21 protein-coding genes and 1 tRNA gene are annotated in these 17,652 nt (G+C 27.4%); 9 read left to right on the plus strand and 13 right to left on the minus strand.

Annotation, left to right across the window (positions count from 1 at the left end; genetic code table 11):
- Nucleotides 1-51 precede the first annotated feature (51 nt).
- Genes AC5SLT_RS06605 through purH form a run of 4 tightly spaced genes read left to right on the plus strand, consistent with a single transcriptional unit; the run spans nucleotide 52 to nucleotide 4,246 of the window.
- Entirely contained in the window at nucleotides 52-408 is a 357-nt protein-coding gene (locus AC5SLT_RS06605; protein ID WP_006997590.1) for a hypothetical protein, read from the plus strand.
- A gap of 28 nt (nucleotides 409-436) precedes the next feature.
- Nucleotides 437-1,096 carry a ribulose-phosphate 3-epimerase gene (gene rpe / locus AC5SLT_RS06610; RefSeq protein ID WP_018413669.1) on the plus strand — a complete coding sequence of 220 codons (660 nt, stop codon included), beginning with the start codon at nucleotides 437-439 and terminating at the stop codon, nucleotides 1,094-1,096.
- 4 nt (nucleotides 1,097-1,100) lie between these two features.
- Nucleotides 1,101-2,711 (plus strand): heparinase II/III family protein, encoded by a 1,611-nt coding sequence (locus tag AC5SLT_RS06615; RefSeq protein WP_494591794.1) that lies wholly within the window; start codon nucleotides 1,101-1,103, stop codon nucleotides 2,709-2,711.
- On the plus strand, nucleotides 2,690-4,246 hold the full coding sequence (purH, locus tag AC5SLT_RS06620; RefSeq protein ID WP_494591796.1) for a bifunctional phosphoribosylaminoimidazolecarboxamide formyltransferase/IMP cyclohydrolase: 1,557 nt from the start codon (nucleotides 2,690-2,692) through the stop codon (nucleotides 4,244-4,246). The genes AC5SLT_RS06615 and purH overlap by 22 nt, the downstream gene beginning before the upstream one ends.
- On the opposite strand, the gene AC5SLT_RS06625 is transcribed toward purH, so the two are convergent.
- From AC5SLT_RS06625 to AC5SLT_RS06635, 3 genes are all read right to left on the minus strand, one after another.
- Nucleotides 4,236-4,580, minus strand: coding sequence for a 4a-hydroxytetrahydrobiopterin dehydratase (locus tag AC5SLT_RS06625; RefSeq protein WP_271623099.1), 345 nt, complete (start codon nucleotides 4,578-4,580; stop codon nucleotides 4,236-4,238). The genes purH and AC5SLT_RS06625 overlap by 11 nt on opposite strands.
- Nucleotides 4,581-4,602: 22 nt before the next feature.
- Nucleotides 4,603-4,677 (minus strand) — tRNA-Gly (locus AC5SLT_RS06630).
- 49 nt (nucleotides 4,678-4,726) lie between these two features.
- Nucleotides 4,727-6,175 (minus strand): tetratricopeptide repeat-containing sulfotransferase family protein, encoded by a 1,449-nt coding sequence (locus AC5SLT_RS06635; RefSeq protein WP_494591798.1) that lies wholly within the window; start codon nucleotides 6,173-6,175, stop codon nucleotides 4,727-4,729.
- A 37-nt stretch (nucleotides 6,176-6,212) separates the two neighbouring features.
- On the opposite strand from AC5SLT_RS06635, the gene AC5SLT_RS06640 reads away from it, so the two are divergent.
- Nucleotides 6,213-6,845, plus strand: a complete 633-nt coding sequence (locus tag AC5SLT_RS06640; RefSeq protein ID WP_271766961.1) for an LON peptidase substrate-binding domain-containing protein — start codon at nucleotides 6,213-6,215, stop codon at nucleotides 6,843-6,845.
- Between the two features lies 1 nt (nucleotide 6,846).
- On the opposite strand, the gene AC5SLT_RS06645 is transcribed toward AC5SLT_RS06640, so the two are convergent.
- Nucleotides 6,847-7,941: an FAD-dependent monooxygenase gene (locus tag AC5SLT_RS06645; protein WP_494591801.1), complete on the minus strand. Its 1,095-nt coding sequence runs from the start codon at nucleotides 7,939-7,941 to the stop codon at nucleotides 6,847-6,849.
- A gap of 65 nt (nucleotides 7,942-8,006) precedes the next feature.
- On the opposite strand from AC5SLT_RS06645, the gene AC5SLT_RS06650 reads away from it, so the two are divergent.
- Together AC5SLT_RS06650 and AC5SLT_RS06655 are read left to right on the plus strand one after the other, a co-directional pair.
- The gene (locus AC5SLT_RS06650; RefSeq protein WP_494591803.1) at nucleotides 8,007-10,097 is read left to right on the plus strand and encodes an FtsK/SpoIIIE family DNA translocase; all 2,091 of its coding nucleotides are present in this window, start codon (nucleotides 8,007-8,009) and stop codon (nucleotides 10,095-10,097) included.
- On the plus strand, nucleotides 10,097-10,651 hold the full coding sequence (locus AC5SLT_RS06655) for a LolA family protein (protein WP_494591804.1): 555 nt from the start codon (nucleotides 10,097-10,099) through the stop codon (nucleotides 10,649-10,651). Before AC5SLT_RS06650 ends, AC5SLT_RS06655 begins: the two co-directional genes overlap by 1 nt.
- Here AC5SLT_RS06655 and AC5SLT_RS06660 read toward each other — a convergent pair whose 3' ends face one another.
- Genes AC5SLT_RS06660 through hisB form a run of 7 tightly spaced genes read right to left on the minus strand, consistent with a single transcriptional unit; the run spans nucleotide 10,652 to nucleotide 14,517 of the window.
- Nucleotides 10,652-11,155, minus strand: a complete 504-nt coding sequence (locus AC5SLT_RS06660; RefSeq protein ID WP_271767308.1) for a GNAT family N-acetyltransferase — start codon at nucleotides 11,153-11,155, stop codon at nucleotides 10,652-10,654.
- Complete coding sequence (locus AC5SLT_RS06665) at nucleotides 11,152-11,517, minus strand: HIT domain-containing protein (RefSeq protein ID WP_494591806.1); 366 nt, start codon at nucleotides 11,515-11,517, stop codon at nucleotides 11,152-11,154. Before AC5SLT_RS06665 ends, AC5SLT_RS06660 begins: the two co-directional genes overlap by 4 nt.
- The gene (gene hisE / locus AC5SLT_RS06670) at nucleotides 11,517-11,822 is read right to left on the minus strand and encodes a phosphoribosyl-ATP diphosphatase (protein WP_271767312.1); all 306 of its coding nucleotides are present in this window, start codon (nucleotides 11,820-11,822) and stop codon (nucleotides 11,517-11,519) included. The genes AC5SLT_RS06665 and hisE overlap by 1 nt, the downstream gene beginning before the upstream one ends.
- A gap of 2 nt (nucleotides 11,823-11,824) precedes the next feature.
- Nucleotides 11,825-12,580: an imidazole glycerol phosphate synthase subunit HisF gene (gene hisF, locus AC5SLT_RS06675; protein WP_271767314.1), complete on the minus strand. Its 756-nt coding sequence runs from the start codon at nucleotides 12,578-12,580 to the stop codon at nucleotides 11,825-11,827.
- Nucleotides 12,573-13,292 (minus strand): 1-(5-phosphoribosyl)-5-[(5-phosphoribosylamino)methylideneamino]imidazole-4-carboxamide isomerase, encoded by a 720-nt coding sequence (hisA, locus tag AC5SLT_RS06680; protein WP_271767316.1) that lies wholly within the window; start codon nucleotides 13,290-13,292, stop codon nucleotides 12,573-12,575. The genes hisF and hisA overlap by 8 nt, the downstream gene beginning before the upstream one ends.
- A gap of 2 nt (nucleotides 13,293-13,294) precedes the next feature.
- Nucleotides 13,295-13,921 carry an imidazole glycerol phosphate synthase subunit HisH gene (gene hisH / locus AC5SLT_RS06685; protein ID WP_271767318.1) on the minus strand — a complete coding sequence of 209 codons (627 nt, stop codon included), beginning with the start codon at nucleotides 13,919-13,921 and terminating at the stop codon, nucleotides 13,295-13,297.
- 5 nt (nucleotides 13,922-13,926) lie between these two features.
- Nucleotides 13,927-14,517, minus strand: coding sequence for an imidazoleglycerol-phosphate dehydratase HisB (gene hisB / locus AC5SLT_RS06690; protein ID WP_018413686.1), 591 nt, complete (start codon nucleotides 14,515-14,517; stop codon nucleotides 13,927-13,929).
- Nucleotides 14,518-14,608: 91 nt separating this feature from the next.
- Here hisB and hslV point away from each other — a divergent pair, with 91 nt between their 5' ends.
- Nucleotides 14,609-15,124 carry an ATP-dependent protease subunit HslV gene (hslV, locus tag AC5SLT_RS06695; protein WP_006997574.1) on the plus strand — a complete coding sequence of 172 codons (516 nt, stop codon included), beginning with the start codon at nucleotides 14,609-14,611 and terminating at the stop codon, nucleotides 15,122-15,124.
- Complete coding sequence (hslU, locus tag AC5SLT_RS06700) at nucleotides 15,124-16,491, plus strand: ATP-dependent protease ATPase subunit HslU (RefSeq protein WP_494591808.1); 1,368 nt, start codon at nucleotides 15,124-15,126, stop codon at nucleotides 16,489-16,491. The genes hslV and hslU overlap by 1 nt, the downstream gene beginning before the upstream one ends.
- Here the strand turns inward: hslU and AC5SLT_RS06705 are convergent.
- Both AC5SLT_RS06705 and AC5SLT_RS06710 read right to left on the minus strand, forming a co-directional pair.
- A complete protein-coding gene (locus AC5SLT_RS06705; RefSeq protein WP_494591810.1) occupies nucleotides 16,481-17,002 on the minus strand; it encodes a Smr/MutS family protein in 522 nt (173 codons plus the stop codon). The genes hslU and AC5SLT_RS06705 overlap by 11 nt on opposite strands.
- The gene (locus AC5SLT_RS06710) at nucleotides 17,003-17,596 is read right to left on the minus strand and encodes a Tim44/TimA family putative adaptor protein (RefSeq protein ID WP_494591812.1); all 594 of its coding nucleotides are present in this window, start codon (nucleotides 17,594-17,596) and stop codon (nucleotides 17,003-17,005) included. It lies immediately after the preceding gene.
- Between the last annotated feature and the right edge of the window lie 56 nt (nucleotides 17,597-17,652).

A 17,652-nucleotide genomic window follows, 5' to 3' on the forward strand; every position in this document is an offset into this window, starting at 1 on the left:
GATTAATTTCGCCCCTTTTAATTTAATCTCATTTCTAATATAAGTCATTAAATGTCAGCAAACTTCCATCCCTTAATTTATTTTATAGATTACTTATTTGGTATGATTATGTGGACTTTAATAGGAAGAGTTGCGATGAATATTTTTCAAAAAGAAGACTCAGAATTCTTTTTTATGAAAATTTTTGTCAAATATACCGATCCACTAATAAAAATTTTTAAACCAATAACCCCTTCTTTCATTATAGGACCTCTGGTTCCATTATATGTAGCATGGTTCTTTTATATGATTAGATTTTACTTTATGCCATGGGTCTTAGGTTATTCTGTAATGGGAATGTTATCATTTCCTCTAGAAAGTGAAATTTCTAAACAAATTTATCAATTATTTAATTCAATTAAATTTTAAAAATTGATACTAGTAGAGCTGGCAATCAATGAAAAAAATACAAATATCCCCTTCAATTTTATCTGCTGACTTTAGTCAATTAGGAAATGAAATAAAAAGACTTGAAGAAGGTGGTGCAGATATGATCCATGTGGATGTGATGGATGGTCATTTTGTTCCTAATTTAACCATGGGTCCACCTATCATAAAATCATTAAGAAAATTCACAAAACTACCATTTGATGTTCATTTAATGATTTCACCCGTGCATAAGTATATCAAAGATTATGCAGATGCAGGTGCAGATATTATTACTATACACCCAGAAGCAACTGAAAATTTAGCAGTCTCTATTGACCATATTAAAAGTTTAGGAAAAAAAGTAGGGGTTTCTTTAAATCCAGAAAGTAAAATTAATTTAATAACTGACTTATTAAATGAGATAGATTTAGTTCTAATTATGAGTGTAAACCCTGGATTTGGAGGACAAAAGTTTATGCCAGAAGTTTTAGAAAAAATTAAAGAATTAAAAAAAATAAGAGATCAAAAGAATATAGATTTTGATATCGAGATTGATGGTGGGATCAATTTTGACAATAATAAACTAGCAATAGAAGCTGGTGCAAATATTTTAGTTTCTGGGACAACTATATTTAAAAATAACAATGGAGATATAAAAAAAAATATAGACCTTTTAAAATCAAGTTAGAATAATGATTTTAAACAATTCATTTAGACTTATTAAAAAAAAAATTCGTCACTTTTATTTAAACTCCTATCTATATAATAAAAAAATTACACCCTCTTCTATTGAGTTACTCGAATATCAGCCAAGCCCTAACTTATTAGATGGCCTTATAAAATACGATAAAAAAAAGATTAACATAGAAAATTATTCGTTAAATGAAATTTGGGATAACCCAAATTTAAAAGAAAAAGACCAACAAAATTTAAACAGTTTTTTTTGGCTATTTAGCCTAGATCTTAGATCTTCAAAAAAAGATACTCAAAATGTCATTAATCAATGGATTAATACAAATGACAGATACAACTCTAAAAATTGGAAGATTGATATAATTGGAAAAAGAATAATAGCTTGGATTTCAAATTCTAGGCTTACTTATGAAGATGGTAATTTAGATTATAAAGACAAGTTTAACGGCATTATAAAGAAGCAGATCAATCACCTTATTAATGAAATTGAAACCTCTGAATTAATCGATAATAAAATTATAGGGTGTACAGCTATCATTTTAACTGGTCTATCGTACCCTCAAAATAATAATTATTTAAATACTGGGTTAAGTTTACTAAAAAAATTAGCCAAATATTCATTGGATAATGATGGCTTTCCAAAATCAAGGAATATTAGACAGTTAAGTTTTTACTTAAAATATTTTATATTAATTAGGGAATGGTTCAAAGAATCTCAAAATGAAATACCAGATTTTATAAATGAAAATATATATTATTTAGGTCAGGCTTACGCTTTTATTTGGCAAAACAATAAAATAGATTTTCTCTTTAATGGTAATCATAAAACAAATAATCATAATTTTGACCTTTATTTAAAAAGACTTGGATACAATTTTAAAAATCAAAATAATGAGCTGGGTGGCTATGTGGTCCTTAATAGTAAAAAAAATTCTTTAATAATGGATGTTGGATCGAGCCCAAATAAAAAATTATCTTCAGATTATCAAGCTGGTGCTTTATCTTTTGAGATTATATCAAATAGTAAAAAATTAATTAGTAATTGTGGTTATTTTCAAAAAATTGATCATCAATTAAATGAAATATCTAAGTCAAGCGCAGTCCATAGCACACTAATTTTAGATGACAAGTCCTCTTGTAATTTTAGCAAAATAAGAGGTAAAAAATCTAAAATTAATCAAGAATTAAGAATATTAAAAAAAAAAGTAGTATTTGAAAAAAATTATTGGAAAATTAATGCTTCTCATGATGGCTATTTAAAACCACATGGTATTGTTCATGATCGAGAAATAGAATTTTACCCAGAACAATTAAAATTCATTGGCTATGATAAAATTATTTCTAACAAAGGTATTAAAAACTTAAAATTTGATATTAGATTTCACTTGGAGCCAAATATTCGATTAATGAAAACCCAAGATGAAAAATCAATACTTATTGATCTTGATGGAGAAGGTTGGAAATTTAGCTCAGAAAATTCTAAGATAAATATTGAAGAAGGGTTATATTTTGGAGAAAAAAATTCTTTTACAAATAATCAAAATATATTTATTTCAGGAATGACTAATGAAGAAAATCAAACTATAAGATGGGAAATCACAAAATTATAATGAAAAAAATAAAAAAAGCTCTTATTTCAGTATCTGATAAAAAAGATTTAGGCAGTCTTTTAAAAGTTTTAGCGAAATACAAAATTGAATTAATTAGCTCTGGAGGCACCTTTAAAGAAATAAAGAAACTTAAATTTAAATGCCAAGAAGTTTCAGAGTATACTGGTTCACCAGAAATTCTTGGTGGAAGAGTTAAAACATTACACCCAAAAATTCATGCTGGTATATTAAGTAAAAGAAACGACAAATCTCACACTAAAGAACTAAAAGCTAATCAATATGATGAAATTGACCTTGTTATTGTTAACTTTTATCCTTTTGAAAAAACTTTAGATCGAACAACCAATCATTCAAAAATAATAGAGAATATTGATGTTGGAGGTCCCACTATGGTTAGGGCAGCTGCCAAAAACTATAACGATGTTACTGTTATTACATCCTCAGATCAATATGAAACCTTAATTAATGAATTGGAAAATAATAAAGGATCAACATCTATTGAATTTAGAGAAAAGATGTCTTTAGAGGCCTTTTCTGAAACAGCTTATTATGATGCTGTAATTTCTAACTATTTTAATAAAATTAAAAAAAACAATTTTCCCAAAAAAAAAATTATTTATGGAAATTTAATTGAAAAATTAAGGTATGGTGAAAATCCACATCAGGAAGCTGCAATTTATTCTAAAACTCAAAATCTTAATATTAAACAAATTCATGGTAAGCAGTTAAGTTATAATAATTATAATGATATTTTTTCTGCATTAACAATATCAAAATCTTTACCAAAAAACTCCGGAACCGTTATAGTTAAACACGCTAATCCTTGTGGTGTTTCAATTAATAAAAATAGTTTGAAAAGTTATAAATTGGCTCTTGCTTCTGATCCGGTTAGCGCTTTTGGAGGAATAGTTTCTTGTAATTTCAAAATAAATAAAACTCTAGCATTGGAGCTTAATAAAATTTTCTTAGAGGTTATCATTGCTAATGGTTTTCAAGCTGATGCTTTAAAAATTTTAAAAAAGAAAAAAAATATAAGAATTATTGATGCATCAGAATTTATGATGAAAGATTTAATAAGATTTAGTTCTGTAAATGAATCTATATTAACACAATCTGAGGATTTAAAAGTTTTTGAACCTAAAGATTTCAAAGTTGTTTCAAAACTAAGACCAAATAAATCTCAATTAAAAAATTTAATTTTTGCATTTAATGTTTGTAGATATGTAAAATCAAATGCAATTGTTCTTGCAAGTCAAGAGGCAACCGTTGGTATTGGCTCAGGGCAACCTAGTAGACTTGATAGCTGTCAAATTGCTATAGATAAAATGAATAAATTCCAAAACTTAAAAGAAGATGTTGTGGCAGCCTCTGATGCATTTTTTCCATTTGTTGATGGGATTGAAAAATTAGTACAATCAGGAGTTTCAGCTGTAATACAGCCTTCTGGATCAATTAGAGATAAAGAGATAATAAAATTTGCAAACCAAACTAGTACTATTTTAGTTTTCTCCAAAACAAGACATTTTAGACATTAAAAATTTGATCAATTTTAGCTGCCAAAATAAAATCATTTTCTGACAGTCCTTCAATCGCGTGAGTAGTAATTACAATTTTAGCATATCCCCAACCAAAAGAAATATCTGGATGATGATTTTCATTTTCCGATATTTCACCAACTTTATTTATAAAATTTTGACTATTAACAAAATTCTTAAAAATAAAATTTTTCTCTAAAAAATATATTTCTTTTGTATTTTTTTTAACATCCCAACCATCAACTTTTTTTTGATATTTATGAATTTCACTAATATCAAAAGGTAAAATTCCACCCTCACATGGTACACATTTCTTATTAAGTAAATCACTCATTGATTAATATGTTTTAAAATTTTGGAGCGGGTCAAGGGAATCGAACCCTCTACCTAATCGTTGGCAACGATTCGCTCTACCAATGAGCTAGACCCGCTTATAAAATATTATAAATAGACGTTTTTTATAATTCAAGCAATAATTAATTATTGATTAAGCCATTCATACTTATCTTTAAAATTTTTTAGTAAGTAATAATACGGCTTATACTTATTTTTATCATGGTTATGTAGTCCATTTCTAATTTGAAGATTGCTTGCAGTAGAAGAAAATAGATCTTTTCTTTTATAAAACTCTAATGCTTTTTTATCCCATTCTAATCCACAAAATTTATAAATATTTTTTGCTAATTCTTCTCTATTGCTAGTCAAATCTTCAAGCTTTACTGAAAGTATTTTATTTGGATATTTTTTTTTAAAGAAATTGATTACTGTTAAATAATTGTTTGTATACTCTAAAATATCTTCTAAAGAATGAGACCAAGATATTTTTGATAAAAACTGCTGAAAAATAGCAAAAACATTATCTGATACATTTCTATATGTATTAATAAATTTAGCTTTAGGAAAAATTTTCAAAATTAACTCAATATAAAAAAAATTTTCTAATGATTTTTCTATAAAAATATTATCTTTTAAATTAGACACTCCTAAATTATCTAATTTCATTTCAAGTTTATTACAAATTAATTTAGCATTCAGCAATGACATTGTTTTATTTGGGGTGGTAATAACTGACCAATTAATCAAATTAGTTTCGCCAAGATTTGAAATTTTTTTTTTTCCTGAAGATAAGATCGCCTCTACGACTGTTGAGCCTGATCTTGGAAGTCCAACAATAAAAATAGGTTCTAAATTTTTTAAATTTTCATTAATATCTTTCTCAAATTGAAAGTTAATATTTTTATAATTTTTTGGTATAATGTTAAACCAATAATTTTTTGATTGTTGATTAGTATTTATTTTGTCTTCAAAAGCATATTTGTGTGCCAACTTTAAGCTTTTAATTTCTTCTTCAATATTTTTTTTTCTTTTATTATCTTCTGCTAATAAAAAAAAACCAGCCGCCATATTAAAGGGTTCTAATTTTTTTTTTTTAAGAACTTTAGATATAAATTCAATTTTTTTATCATTTATTAAATTTAGACTAACTCTACTTAAATTGTAATAAATAGATAAATCGTAAGGTGATAGATTAATTCCTTCTAAATAATACTTTTCTGCATTATCCTTATCTCCTATTCCTTGATAAAGAACAGCTAGATTTGTAATTGCTATTAAATAATCCTTTTTTAGATTTATAGCTTTTATATAATTTTCTTCTGCTAATTTAATGGTACCCTCTTTTAGGTATAAATTTGCTAACTGATTTAATGCAACATAATTTTTATTATCAAATTTTAAAAAACTTATTAAGTACTTTTTAGCATTTTTGTTATCATTTAATTGTAAATATATTTCATAAAGCATATAATATATTTTTTTATCGAATTGCTGATTTTTGATAAGATCTAAAAATATAAGTTTAGAGTCTTCAAATTTTTTATTATTAAACAATTCAAAAGCTTTTTTTATTTTAACATCTTGATTATTCATTGTTGCAAACACCTTATTTAAATACTATTAAACATAAATGAATAAACTGCCAAATATTATTCCTGTTTTTCCATTATCAAACTTTATACTTTTTCCGAAAACATCTGTTCCTTTAAATATATTTGAACCAAGGTACTTAGATATGGTCAAAGATAGTATGGAAACTAATAAATTAATTGGTTTAATTCAACCAAAACAAAAAAAAAATACTGATAAGTTCGATTTATATGAGGTTGGTTGTTTAGGAAAGATTTCCAATTTTGAAAAGGTTGATGGCAGATATTTAATTGACCTAAATGGAATAACTCGATTTAAAATAATTAAAGAAATTGAGACAGATAAGACTTATCGTCAATGTAAAGTTACTTTTGATGATTTTTCTGATGATTTACAAATTGAAAAAAAAGAATTAAAATTTTCTGATCTTGAATTAATTTTTAAAGACTTAAAAACATTATTTGAAAAAAAAGGATATATAATCAATTGGAAATCACTTGAAAAACAAGATTTAAATGAAACAATTAATGCTCTTGCAATGGCCTCTCCTTTTTCATTAGAAGAAAAACAAATATTACTGGAAAGCCAAGATTTAGAAAATAGAAAAAATAAAATTGCAGAAATTTTAAATACTTATAATTATGATAACTTTGATAATTCAACCATTCAATAAATTATAGATTTATTCCCCTATCTGCAATTTTAATCAATAGATTATTAAAATTATTATTTTTACCAACTACTTTAAGAATTTTAGTTAAGTTTTTAATTTTTAATTTTTTTTCTAAACTAAAAAATTCATAAATAAAATCGATTCCATTTGAAAACATAAAATTTTTATTTTTAGCTTGATTTTCAAAATCTCTTAAAATTGAAATATCTAGATGTAAACCTAAATCAATTTTATTTTGAATAATTTCAGATAAAATTTTTATATCTCTAATAATCATATTGAAACCCTGCCCAGCCAAGGGATGAATTCTGTGAAGCATATCCCCAAAAGCTAAAATATTTTTTTGATAATAATTTCTTAAAATAGATGAACTTAATTTAAAACTATTAATACCAAAAATTTTATTTATTACATATTTGGGATTATTCTTATTAATCAATTCTACTATTTCAGAGTTTGAGAATCTTTTACTTTTTGTATCCAACGAACATACGACTGAAGTTTCATTACTTGAAATAGGTAAAAATGCAATAGGACCGAACTCCGTAAATACCTGAACTGCAGTATTATTTTCTATTTTTTTATGTTTAAAAATTGCTGTGTAGGCTAAATTAAAATAATTTTTTTCTATCTTTTTTGTAAAATATTTCTTTGCAATAAAATTATTTGGGTCACTATTTATTATCAAATCATAATTTTTTTTATTAAGATTTTTCTCATTTAATTTTTTATTGATTGCTATTCTTTTAATAAACTTACTTTTTAAAACTTCTTTTTTTAACAATTCATAAAGTCTCTCATTTTTAACCATATAAAATAAATCATCTTTTTCATTATTAAAATTAAAGATATTTTCATTTTTAATTTTTTGTGAATAAATTTCTATTTTTTTTATTTTCCAATAATTTATTTTGGTGATTTCAAAAATTTCTTTTTTAAAAAATTCTAAGTTATTTTTTGATATACCAATAGTTCTACTAGTTATTTTTTTTTGAATTTTAGTTTTATAATAAATATGAACATTTATTTTTTTATTTATAAGATTTTTAGCTAAAGCTAGACTCGTTAATCCTTCTCCTATAATGCATACATTCATAATATTTTTTAATTTTAACAATAAAAATTAGATGATACAAAGTGATTAATTAGACTCATTTATTTATGGAATTTAAAAAATTAGCCAGCACTTCAATTAACTTCGGTATAAATAGAATTATTGAAATTATTGGTATTGCTCTTGTTGTAATTGGTCTTCTTTTGCTGATTTCTCTTGCAACCTTTTCTCCTGACGACCCTAATTTTATTTTTCCAGACAATACTGAGATTAAAAACTTACTTGGCTTTAAGGGAAGTTACATAGCTGATCTTTTTTTTCAAACTTTTGGACTCATTGCTTTATTGACTCCATTTACACTCATATTTTCTGGCATAAATATAACTCTGAATAAGAAAATTTTTTTGATATTTGAAAGTATTTTTTATTCAGTTCTTTATTCTTCATTTGGTTCTCTATTTTTTTCTTTTTTTTACCCTACAGCATTCAACCTTTATATTAATGGAAATGGAGGTTTTATTGGAAAATATTTAGAAACAACTTTTTTAACTTCTTTAATTAATATTAATTCTCAAATTTCTTATTACTTTTTAATTTTAATTATTTCAATTTTATTTTTAATTAGTATCCATTTTAAAATTAGTTATTTTTATAAAATTATAAAAAAATTTTTTAAATTTATCTTTATAAAAAAAGAAAAAAGTTATACTAATGAAAATGAAATAATTAGCGAGTTTATACCACAAGAAGAAATTACAAATTTAATTCAAGAAGATTTACCTTTTATAAAAAGTGAAAATAAATCTCCTAGTAAAAAAATTCGCTTCAAACTACCTACTATCGACTTACTTAAAATCCCAACACAAAAAGATAGGGGAAAACTAAAAGACGAAGATTATATTGATAGTAAATTTTTAGAAAAAATCTTATTAGATTTTGGGGTTAGTGGGGATATAAAGAAGGTTAGTCATGGCCCTGTAGTAACTCTAAATGAATTTGAGCCAGCAGCCGGTGTTAAAGTATCAAAAATTATTAATCTCTCAGATGACATTGCTCGAAACACTAGCTCTGAATCTGCAAGAATTGCTACTATTCCAGGACGTAGTACTATCGGTATAGAGCTTCCAAATTCAAGCCGTGAGAATGTTTATTTAAGTGAAATACTCTCTAACTCTGATTTTAATAAAAAAGATATCAGGTTACCAATTGCACTTGGTAAGAACATTTCTGGTGTTCCTATTGTTGGAGACTTAGCTTCTATGCCTCACCTATTAATTGCTGGAACTACTGGATCAGGTAAATCTGTTTGCATAAATACTATTATCTTGTCTTTACTCTACAGGCACACACCAGACAAATGTAAGTTCATACTAATCGATCCTAAAATGCTTGAACTATCAACCTATGAGGGCATACCTCACTTATTATGTCCTGTAATTACTGAGGCAAAAAAAGCTGCTTCTGTCTTAGGTTGGGTTGTTAAAGAGATGGAAAATAGATACCGACTTATGACCAAAGAAGGAGTCCGTAATATTGATGGCTACAATGCTAAGCACACTTTGGCTATGCCCTATATTGTTGTTGTAGTAGATGAAATGTCTGACCTAATGCTTGTGGCTGGAAAAGAGATAGAAAATTATATTCAAAAATTATCACAAATGGCAAGAGCAGCTGGGATCCATATTATAATGGCCACACAAAGACCAAGTGTTGATGTTATTACAGGAACTATTAAAGCAAATTTTCCAACAAGAATATCTTTTCAAGTAACTTCAAAGATAGATAGCAGAACAATTTTAGGTGAACAGGGTGCCGAACAATTACTTGGAAAGGGAGATATGCTTTATATGTCTTCTGCTAACCGAATAGTTAGAATTCATGCTCCATTTGTGTCAGAAAGTGAAATTGAAAAAGTTAACAATTATTTAAGAAGTCAAGCAGAGCCAGATTATATAGATGAAATCCTAAATTTCGCTGACGAGAAAGAATTGAGTGGAGAAGCTTCTGGCTCAGGGGATAAAGATGAGTTGTACCAGGCTGCACTTGATATTATTAGATCTGAGGGCAAAGCATCTACCTCGTTTTTACAAAGAAAATTACAAATAGGGTATAATAGAGCTGCAAGAATTATTGATATGATGGAAGCTGACGGGGTTGTGAGTAAAGCTAATCATGTTGGTAAAAGAGATGTGCTTTAATGCTTAAAGTAATAATCATCTTATTGTTTTTCAGTTTTTATCTTCCAGCAAACTCATCCCCAAAAGATAAGATAATTTCACAAATGAAACTTACTAAAAATCTAAGTTTTAATTTCAAACAAACCATTAATGATAAGAGTGAAGCTGGAAAATGTATCATTGAATATCCTAAAAAAATTTTTTGTGTATACAATAATGCTAATAAAAAAATTTTAGTTTCAAATGGACGTTCTTTAGTTATTGAGACTAATAATAAAGGAAGTTATTATCGTTATCCACTTAACAAAACTCCTTTAGAATTTTTACTAGATAAAGAATATCTAATTTCTAAAATAGAAGAACTTGAGCCAAGAGATATTGATAATAAGTATTTAAATTTTAAAATTTTTGAGAATAATAATGAAATTAATATTTTTTTTGATAAGAAAGATTTAAATTTAATTGGATGGCAAACTGAAGATATTTATCAAAATTTATCAATAACATTTATTTCTTCTGTTAAAAAAAACCAAGAGATAGATGAAAAGATTTTTAAATTACCTGAATATAATTAATCATCTAATTAAAGTTTCAGACTTAAAATTTTTCATACCTCTAGCTAGGTAATTTTTTAACGCATTTTTGTGATCTAGAGAACAAGTGTGAACCCAAACTCTTACACTACCCATATTAAATGAACGCTTAATTGCCTCACTTAATAAATATCCTCCTAATTTTTTTCCAAAATATTCTTCCAAAATTCCAAAATAAGCAATTTCGGCTTCTTTATTTTGTTTGTTAAATAGCAATTCAAAATAACCAGCTATTTCACTTTTATCTTTAAGAATGTATGTAAATAAATGATCATTAGAAACATAATCTGTCCAATTTAAGTCTGTCCAAATAAGTCTATCAATCCATTGGCAATTCTTACCAATAGATTTGTAAAAAAATTTATTCAATTGGAAATCTTTTGGGTCTAAAAGCTCTACGGAGTAATTCTCTGCAGGCCTCTTAACTTCTTTTAATTCATCTAGAGATCTTATCTCTAAATAACTTCGATAAATTTTTTCTGTCACTCAACCATTTTTCCAACTTTTTCTCCTCCAAATAAATGGAAGTGTAAATGTAGAACCTCTTGACCGCCATCTTCACTTAAATTTGTTAAAGCTCTATAACCTTTACCTGTGTCTGTTGATATACTTAATATTTTTGAAACTTCTGTAATAGCTTTGCTTAATGCAACTATCTCTTGATCTGAGGCTCTATTATTAAAATCATCTAAATCAATGTACTCACCTTTTGGAATAACTAGTGCATGTATTTTTTTTTGAGGATTTATATCATGAAAAGAAAGAACATGTTCATTTTCAAATATTTTTTTACAAGGAATTTCTTTTCTTAAAATCTTTGCGAAAATATTATTTTTGTCGTAACTCATTATCTGTTATTCTTTTCTTCAATGCCTGACTGTTTTTTTCTATCTTCCAACTCTTTTAAAACGTCTTCAAACTTAATATCAGCTGCCTCAAGTGCAACCAGTATATGATAAATTGTATCTGCTGCTTCATGAACTATATTAGATTTATCATTTAGGGCCTCTTTAAGCTCATCAAATTCTTCTTCCATTTTATCTATGCATTTTGACAGGCCACCTGATAATAATGACGAAGTATAAGATTTATCTTCATCCTTATTCTTTCTATTTCTAATTGTTTTTACTAAATTTAATAGATTTTCTGACATCTCTAAATCCTAATAGGAATTCCTTTTGAATTCAAATATTGTTTAGCTTCATTAATTGAGTGAGTTCCATAATGAAAGATTGAAGCTGCAAGCACCGCGCTAGCATTTCCCAATTTTATACCATCCACCAGGTGATCCAAGTTACCTACTCCACCAGAGGCAATCACTGGTATATTAACTGTTGAAGATATTTTAAACATTAATTCATTATCATAGCCAATTTGAGTGCCATCTCTATCCATAGATGTAACTAATAACTCTCCCGCTCCATTATCTTCCATTTTTTTTGCAAATTCTATTGCATCTATATTTGTGTTGTTTCTTCCACCATGAGTAAAAACCTCCCATTTATTGCCATTTTTTTTAGCATCTATTGCAACAACAATGCACTGTGATCCAAATTTTTTTGAACTTTCAATTATCATTTCAGGGTTTTGAACTGCCGCAGTATTGATTGAAACTTTATCTGCGCCACAATTTAATAATTTATTAATATCTTCAACTCCTCTAACCCCACCCCCAACCGTTAACGGCACAAAACATTTTTTAGATGTTCTTTCAACCACATCATAAATTGTGTCTCTATGTTCATTGGAAGCTGTAATGTCTAAAAAGCAAATCTCATCAGCGCCACCATCACTGTAAATTTTAGCTTGTTCAACTGGATCGCCAGTATCTTTTAAATCTACAAAATTAATTCCTTTAACAACTCTCCCATTTTTAACATCTAAACAGGGTATAATTCTATTTTTAAGCATCTAATTCTTTTACTAATTCTTCCAATTTAATATCACCATCATAAATAGCCTTACCAACTATTATTCCTTCAATATTTTTTAAATCTTTTGCTTTTATAACATCATCAATTGAAGACACCCCTCCTGAAATAATTACTGGGCAATTAGATGCATTTGCAACATTGGTTGTTTCTTCAAAATTAGGACTTTCTTTAGTGCCATCTCTATTTATGTCTGTATAGATTAATCTGCTTGCACCATAATCGTTTACTTCTTTTAAAAAATCTAAAGTCATTTGATTAGAATTTTCCTTCCATCCTGAAACTGACAAGTATCCATTTTTAGCATCTAGACCTAAGGCAATTTTGTTTGGAAATTTTTGACATGCTTCTTTTAAAAAATTTTTATCTTTTATAGCTGCGCTTCCTAAAATAACTTTTTCAACTCCTGCATCTATGTATTTTTTAATACTATCAATGCTTCTAACGCCTCCACCTACTTCAATTTTTAAATCAAATTTATGAACTATTTCTTTAATAATATCTAGGTTAACAGTCTCCCCCATCAAGGCGCCATCTAAATCAACAATGTGTAAATTTTTAAAGCCATGATCTTTGTATTTACCAGCTTGGTCAACCGGTGATATTTCATATTCAGTTTTATTGTTAAAGTCCCCTTTAATTAATCTTACACATTTCTTATCTTTAATATCTATTGCTGGAAATATTTTCATATTTATAAATTTAAAAAATTTTCTATAATTTTAAGTCCTAATTTATCACTCTTTTCAGGGTGAAACTGGGTTCCATAGATATTTTCTTTTTCAACCGAACAAACAATATTTGATGAATAATCTGTTGTTGCTGAAATTACACTTTTATCATCTGGAATAAATTCGTAGCTGTGCACAAAATACATGTGTGATTTATTTTCTATATTCTTAAAAATTTTACTATCTTTAATAATGTTAATTTCGTTCCAACCAATGTGTGGAAGTTTAAATTTATTATTTTGATTATCGATCTTTGAAACTTTTCCTGAAATCCAACCAAGTCCTTTTGTTTCAGTTTCTTCATATCCAAGATCTGCAAACATCTGCAAACCAACACAAATTCCAAGTAGAGGTTTTTTATTAGTGACTGCAAACTCATTTAGTGTCTCTACTAGACCGTTTATACTGTTTAACGCATCAACACAGCTCTTAAACGATCCCTGTCCCGGTAAAACTACTTTATCGCTTGATTTAATATTATTTAAATCTGAAGTCACTTCGATATTAACTTTATCTTTGGCGACTTCTTTAAAGGAATTTATTACAGAGCTGATATTTCCTGAATTATAATCAACAATTGTGACATTCATTAAACTTATAATGAGCCTTTAGTTGATGGAATGCTCTTCTTATTTCTAGGGTCTATCTCTAAAGCTGTTCTTAATGACCTTGCTAGAGCCTTATAACAAGACTCAATTATATGATGACTATTATCTCCATAAATATTTTCCATGTGCAAAGTTATTCCTGCTGATTGAGAGAAAGCTTGAAACCATTCTTTAAAAAGTTCTGTGTCCATCTCTCCAAGTCTTTCTACTTTTAATTTAACTTTCCATATTAAATAAGGTCTATTTGAAACATCAATTGCAACTCTTGTTAATGTTTCATCCATTGGAATCATTGCATGAGCGTATCTCTTAATTCCTTTAAAATCTTTCAATGCTTTTTTTAAAGCCTCACCTATAGCAATTCCAGTATCTTCTGTTGTGTGGTGAAGATCTATATGAGTGTCACCTTTTGCTTTAACTTTTAAATCAATCAGTGAATGCTTTGATAATTGTTCGAGCATATGATCTAAAAAACCTATTCCAGTATCAATTTTATATTGACCTTTGCCATCAATATTAACTTCAACACTAATACTGGTTTCTTTTGTTTTTCTGGAAACTTTTCCAATTCTGCTCATAATATATAATATATATATAGGGATTAATTAACTATATCAATATTTGCAATCTACTACTTGAAGAATAAAAATTAATATCCATTTATAATCTATGACTACAATAGTGCTTATTAGAAAAAACAATGAAGTAGTGGTTGCTGGAGACGGGCAAGTTAGTATGGGCAATACTGTTATAAAAAGTACTGCTGCAAAAGTTAGAAAAATTGAAAAAAGAAATGTAATAGCTGGATTTGCTGGATCAACTGCAGATGCTTTAACTTTGTTTGAAAGACTAGAAGCAAAACTTGAAAAACATGCTGGTAATCTTCCAAGAGCAGCTGTCGAGTTAGCAAAAGACTGGAGAACTGACAAATACTTGAGAAGACTTGAAGCTTTAATGGCTATTGGCGATAAAGAGAATAGCTTTATAATCTCAGGAACGGGTGATGTGTTAGAACCAGAGGGTGATGCCATAGGTATAGGATCAGGTGGAAATTATGCTTTGGCTGCTGCTAAAGTTTTATTAGATACAGATTTGAGTGCTGAAGAAGTTGCTAAAAAAGCAATTCAAGTTGCATCTGAAATTTGTGTATTCACTAATAATAATATTAAAATTGAAAAAATTTAATGAAAGACACAAACGTTACACCTTTTCCAAAAGAAAAGACTGAAAAGAAAGATAGCTCTTTAGTCAGTTCTTTATCACCTAGAGAAATAGTTTCTGAATTAGACAGATATGTTGTTGGACAAAATAAAGCTAAAAAGGCAGTGGCTATAGCTTTAAGAAATAGGTGGAGAAGACAAGCTTTAAAAGGTGAAATGAAGAATGAAGTTTTACCTAAAAATATTTTAATGATTGGGCCAACTGGAGTTGGTAAAACAGAAATTTCTAGAAGACTATCTAAGTTAGCTGAAGCTCCTTTTGTAAAGGTGGAGGCTACAAGATTTACTGAAGTTGGATATGTTGGAAGAGATGTTGAACAAATCATAAGGGATCTTCTTGAAATTGCAATTGCAATGGAGAAAGTAAAAAAAAGAAAAGAAGTTCATACGAAGGCACAAAAATTAGCAGAAGAAAAAGTTTTGGATGCGCTAGTTGGAAATAAAGCAAGTCTTGCTACTAGAGAAAGTTTTAGAAAAAGATTAAGAGATGGTGATTTAGATGATAACGAAATTGAAATTGAAGTAAATAATAGTGGCTCTCAAGCTGCATTTGAAATTCCAGGAATGCCCGGAGCAAACATTGGAATGATAAATATTGGAGAGATGATTGGAAAATCTGTTGGTAATAAACAGAAAAAGAAGAAAATGACTGTCAAAGAATCTCATGAAATTTTAATTAATGATGAAGCTGACAAGTTAATAGAAGAAGATAAAATTATAAAATCAGCAAAAGATTCAACGGAAAATAATGGGATAGTTTTTTTAGATGAAATAGATAAAATTTCAGGAAGAACAGATAGATCTGGTGGAGATGTTTCTAGAGAAGGAGTACAAAGGGATTTACTTCCTTTAATTGAGGGAACAACAGTAAGTACAAAGTACGGTACAATTAAAACTGATCATATCTTATTTATTGCATCTGGAGCTTTCCAGCTTGCTAAACCTTCGGACTTACTTCCAGAGTTACAAGGTAGACTTCCAATAAGAGTTGAACTTGAAGCTTTAACCAGTGATGACTTTAAAAGAATTCTTAAAGAACCAGACTATAGTTTGATAAAACAATATGTTGCTCTTTTAAAAACAGAAAACGTTGAGCTAGAATTTTCTGATGATGGTATTGATGCAATTGCCAATATGGCTTCAGAAGTTAACAACACTGTAGAAAATATTGGCGCTAGAAGGCTTCATACTATTATAGAAAGAATATTAGATGATATTAGTTTTACTGCAACAGATAGGGCAGGTGAAAAAATTATAATAGATTCTAACTATGTGAAAGAAAATCTAGATGAGCTCGTTAAGGATACGGATTTATCTAAATTTATTCTTTAAATTTGTTTTTATTTTTAAGATAAATATAAAAAGCTCCACTGCCACCATCTTCAATCTTAGCATCTGTTGTTTCAATAATAAATTGAGTTAAACTTTTATTTTTTTCAATAAATTCTGGAACTGAATATTTTAGTATGCTCAAATCTTTTGAGAGGTAAGGATTTTCTATATTTTTAGATCTTAGTCCTTTGCCTGTAATCACTATTATTTTAGTAACATTTTCATCAAAACATTTTTGAATAAATTGTTCTACGGCCTTATTTGCTTCTTCAATAGTGTAACCATGCAGATCTATTTTCTTTATCTTCTCGTATCTTATATTTTTTTTAAGAATAAAATCTTTATTGGGAATTTTCTCTTTAGTGTTTAAAAAGTTTTCCCAGTCCTGCTTGTTTTTGTCTGGGTTATTTATATCTTTTTGTTTTACTGAATTTTTATTAAGAATTTTTTTTTTATTATTTAGGAAATTTTCCCAATCTTCTTTATCTTTGTCTGTTATCTTCTTAATCAATTAGGTAATAGTATTAATTAATAGCCAATTTGGATTTGATGATTTAATGTCTTTTGAAAAAACCCAAGTATCATAAACGGTTTTGATTTTCTCACTATCTCCTGACACAATTTTTTTATCTTTGTCTTTTATACATGTTATAATTTCACTAACAAAATCCACAGTAACTTCTAAGCTATCTTCAATTTTTTTATGCGTTTTAATTACAGCTGACTTAATCCCTATAAAAGTTATTTCAGCAAAATGACCTTTATTAGCTCTATCTTCAAGCGCCTCTTTAAACTGATCATAAATTTTTTTACTTAAAAGAGGTTTACTTGCTATCAGCTTATTATCACTATCACTAAAATCTGTAATAATTGTTTCATAAGCAATTTTTGCACCTTTTAAAAATTCTTTTTGTGACACTTCATCAAAATTTTCACTAACTGGTTTTGGAGTTATATTTGTTTTTTGAAATTCCTTTTCAAATTGTGGTGGAATTTTTCCTTCGAAACCAGTTTTTTTACCAAGTATTCCTCTTAAACGAAGAAAAATAAAACCAGCAATCATTGCTAAAAGAATAATATCAATGTACTCAAAACTATAACTCATAATTTAATAATATTTACTATGTTGATTAATTACAACTAGCAATTTAGACTAAGGAC

It is taken from the genome of Candidatus Pelagibacter sp. PS_11 (genome assembly GCF_059417975.1).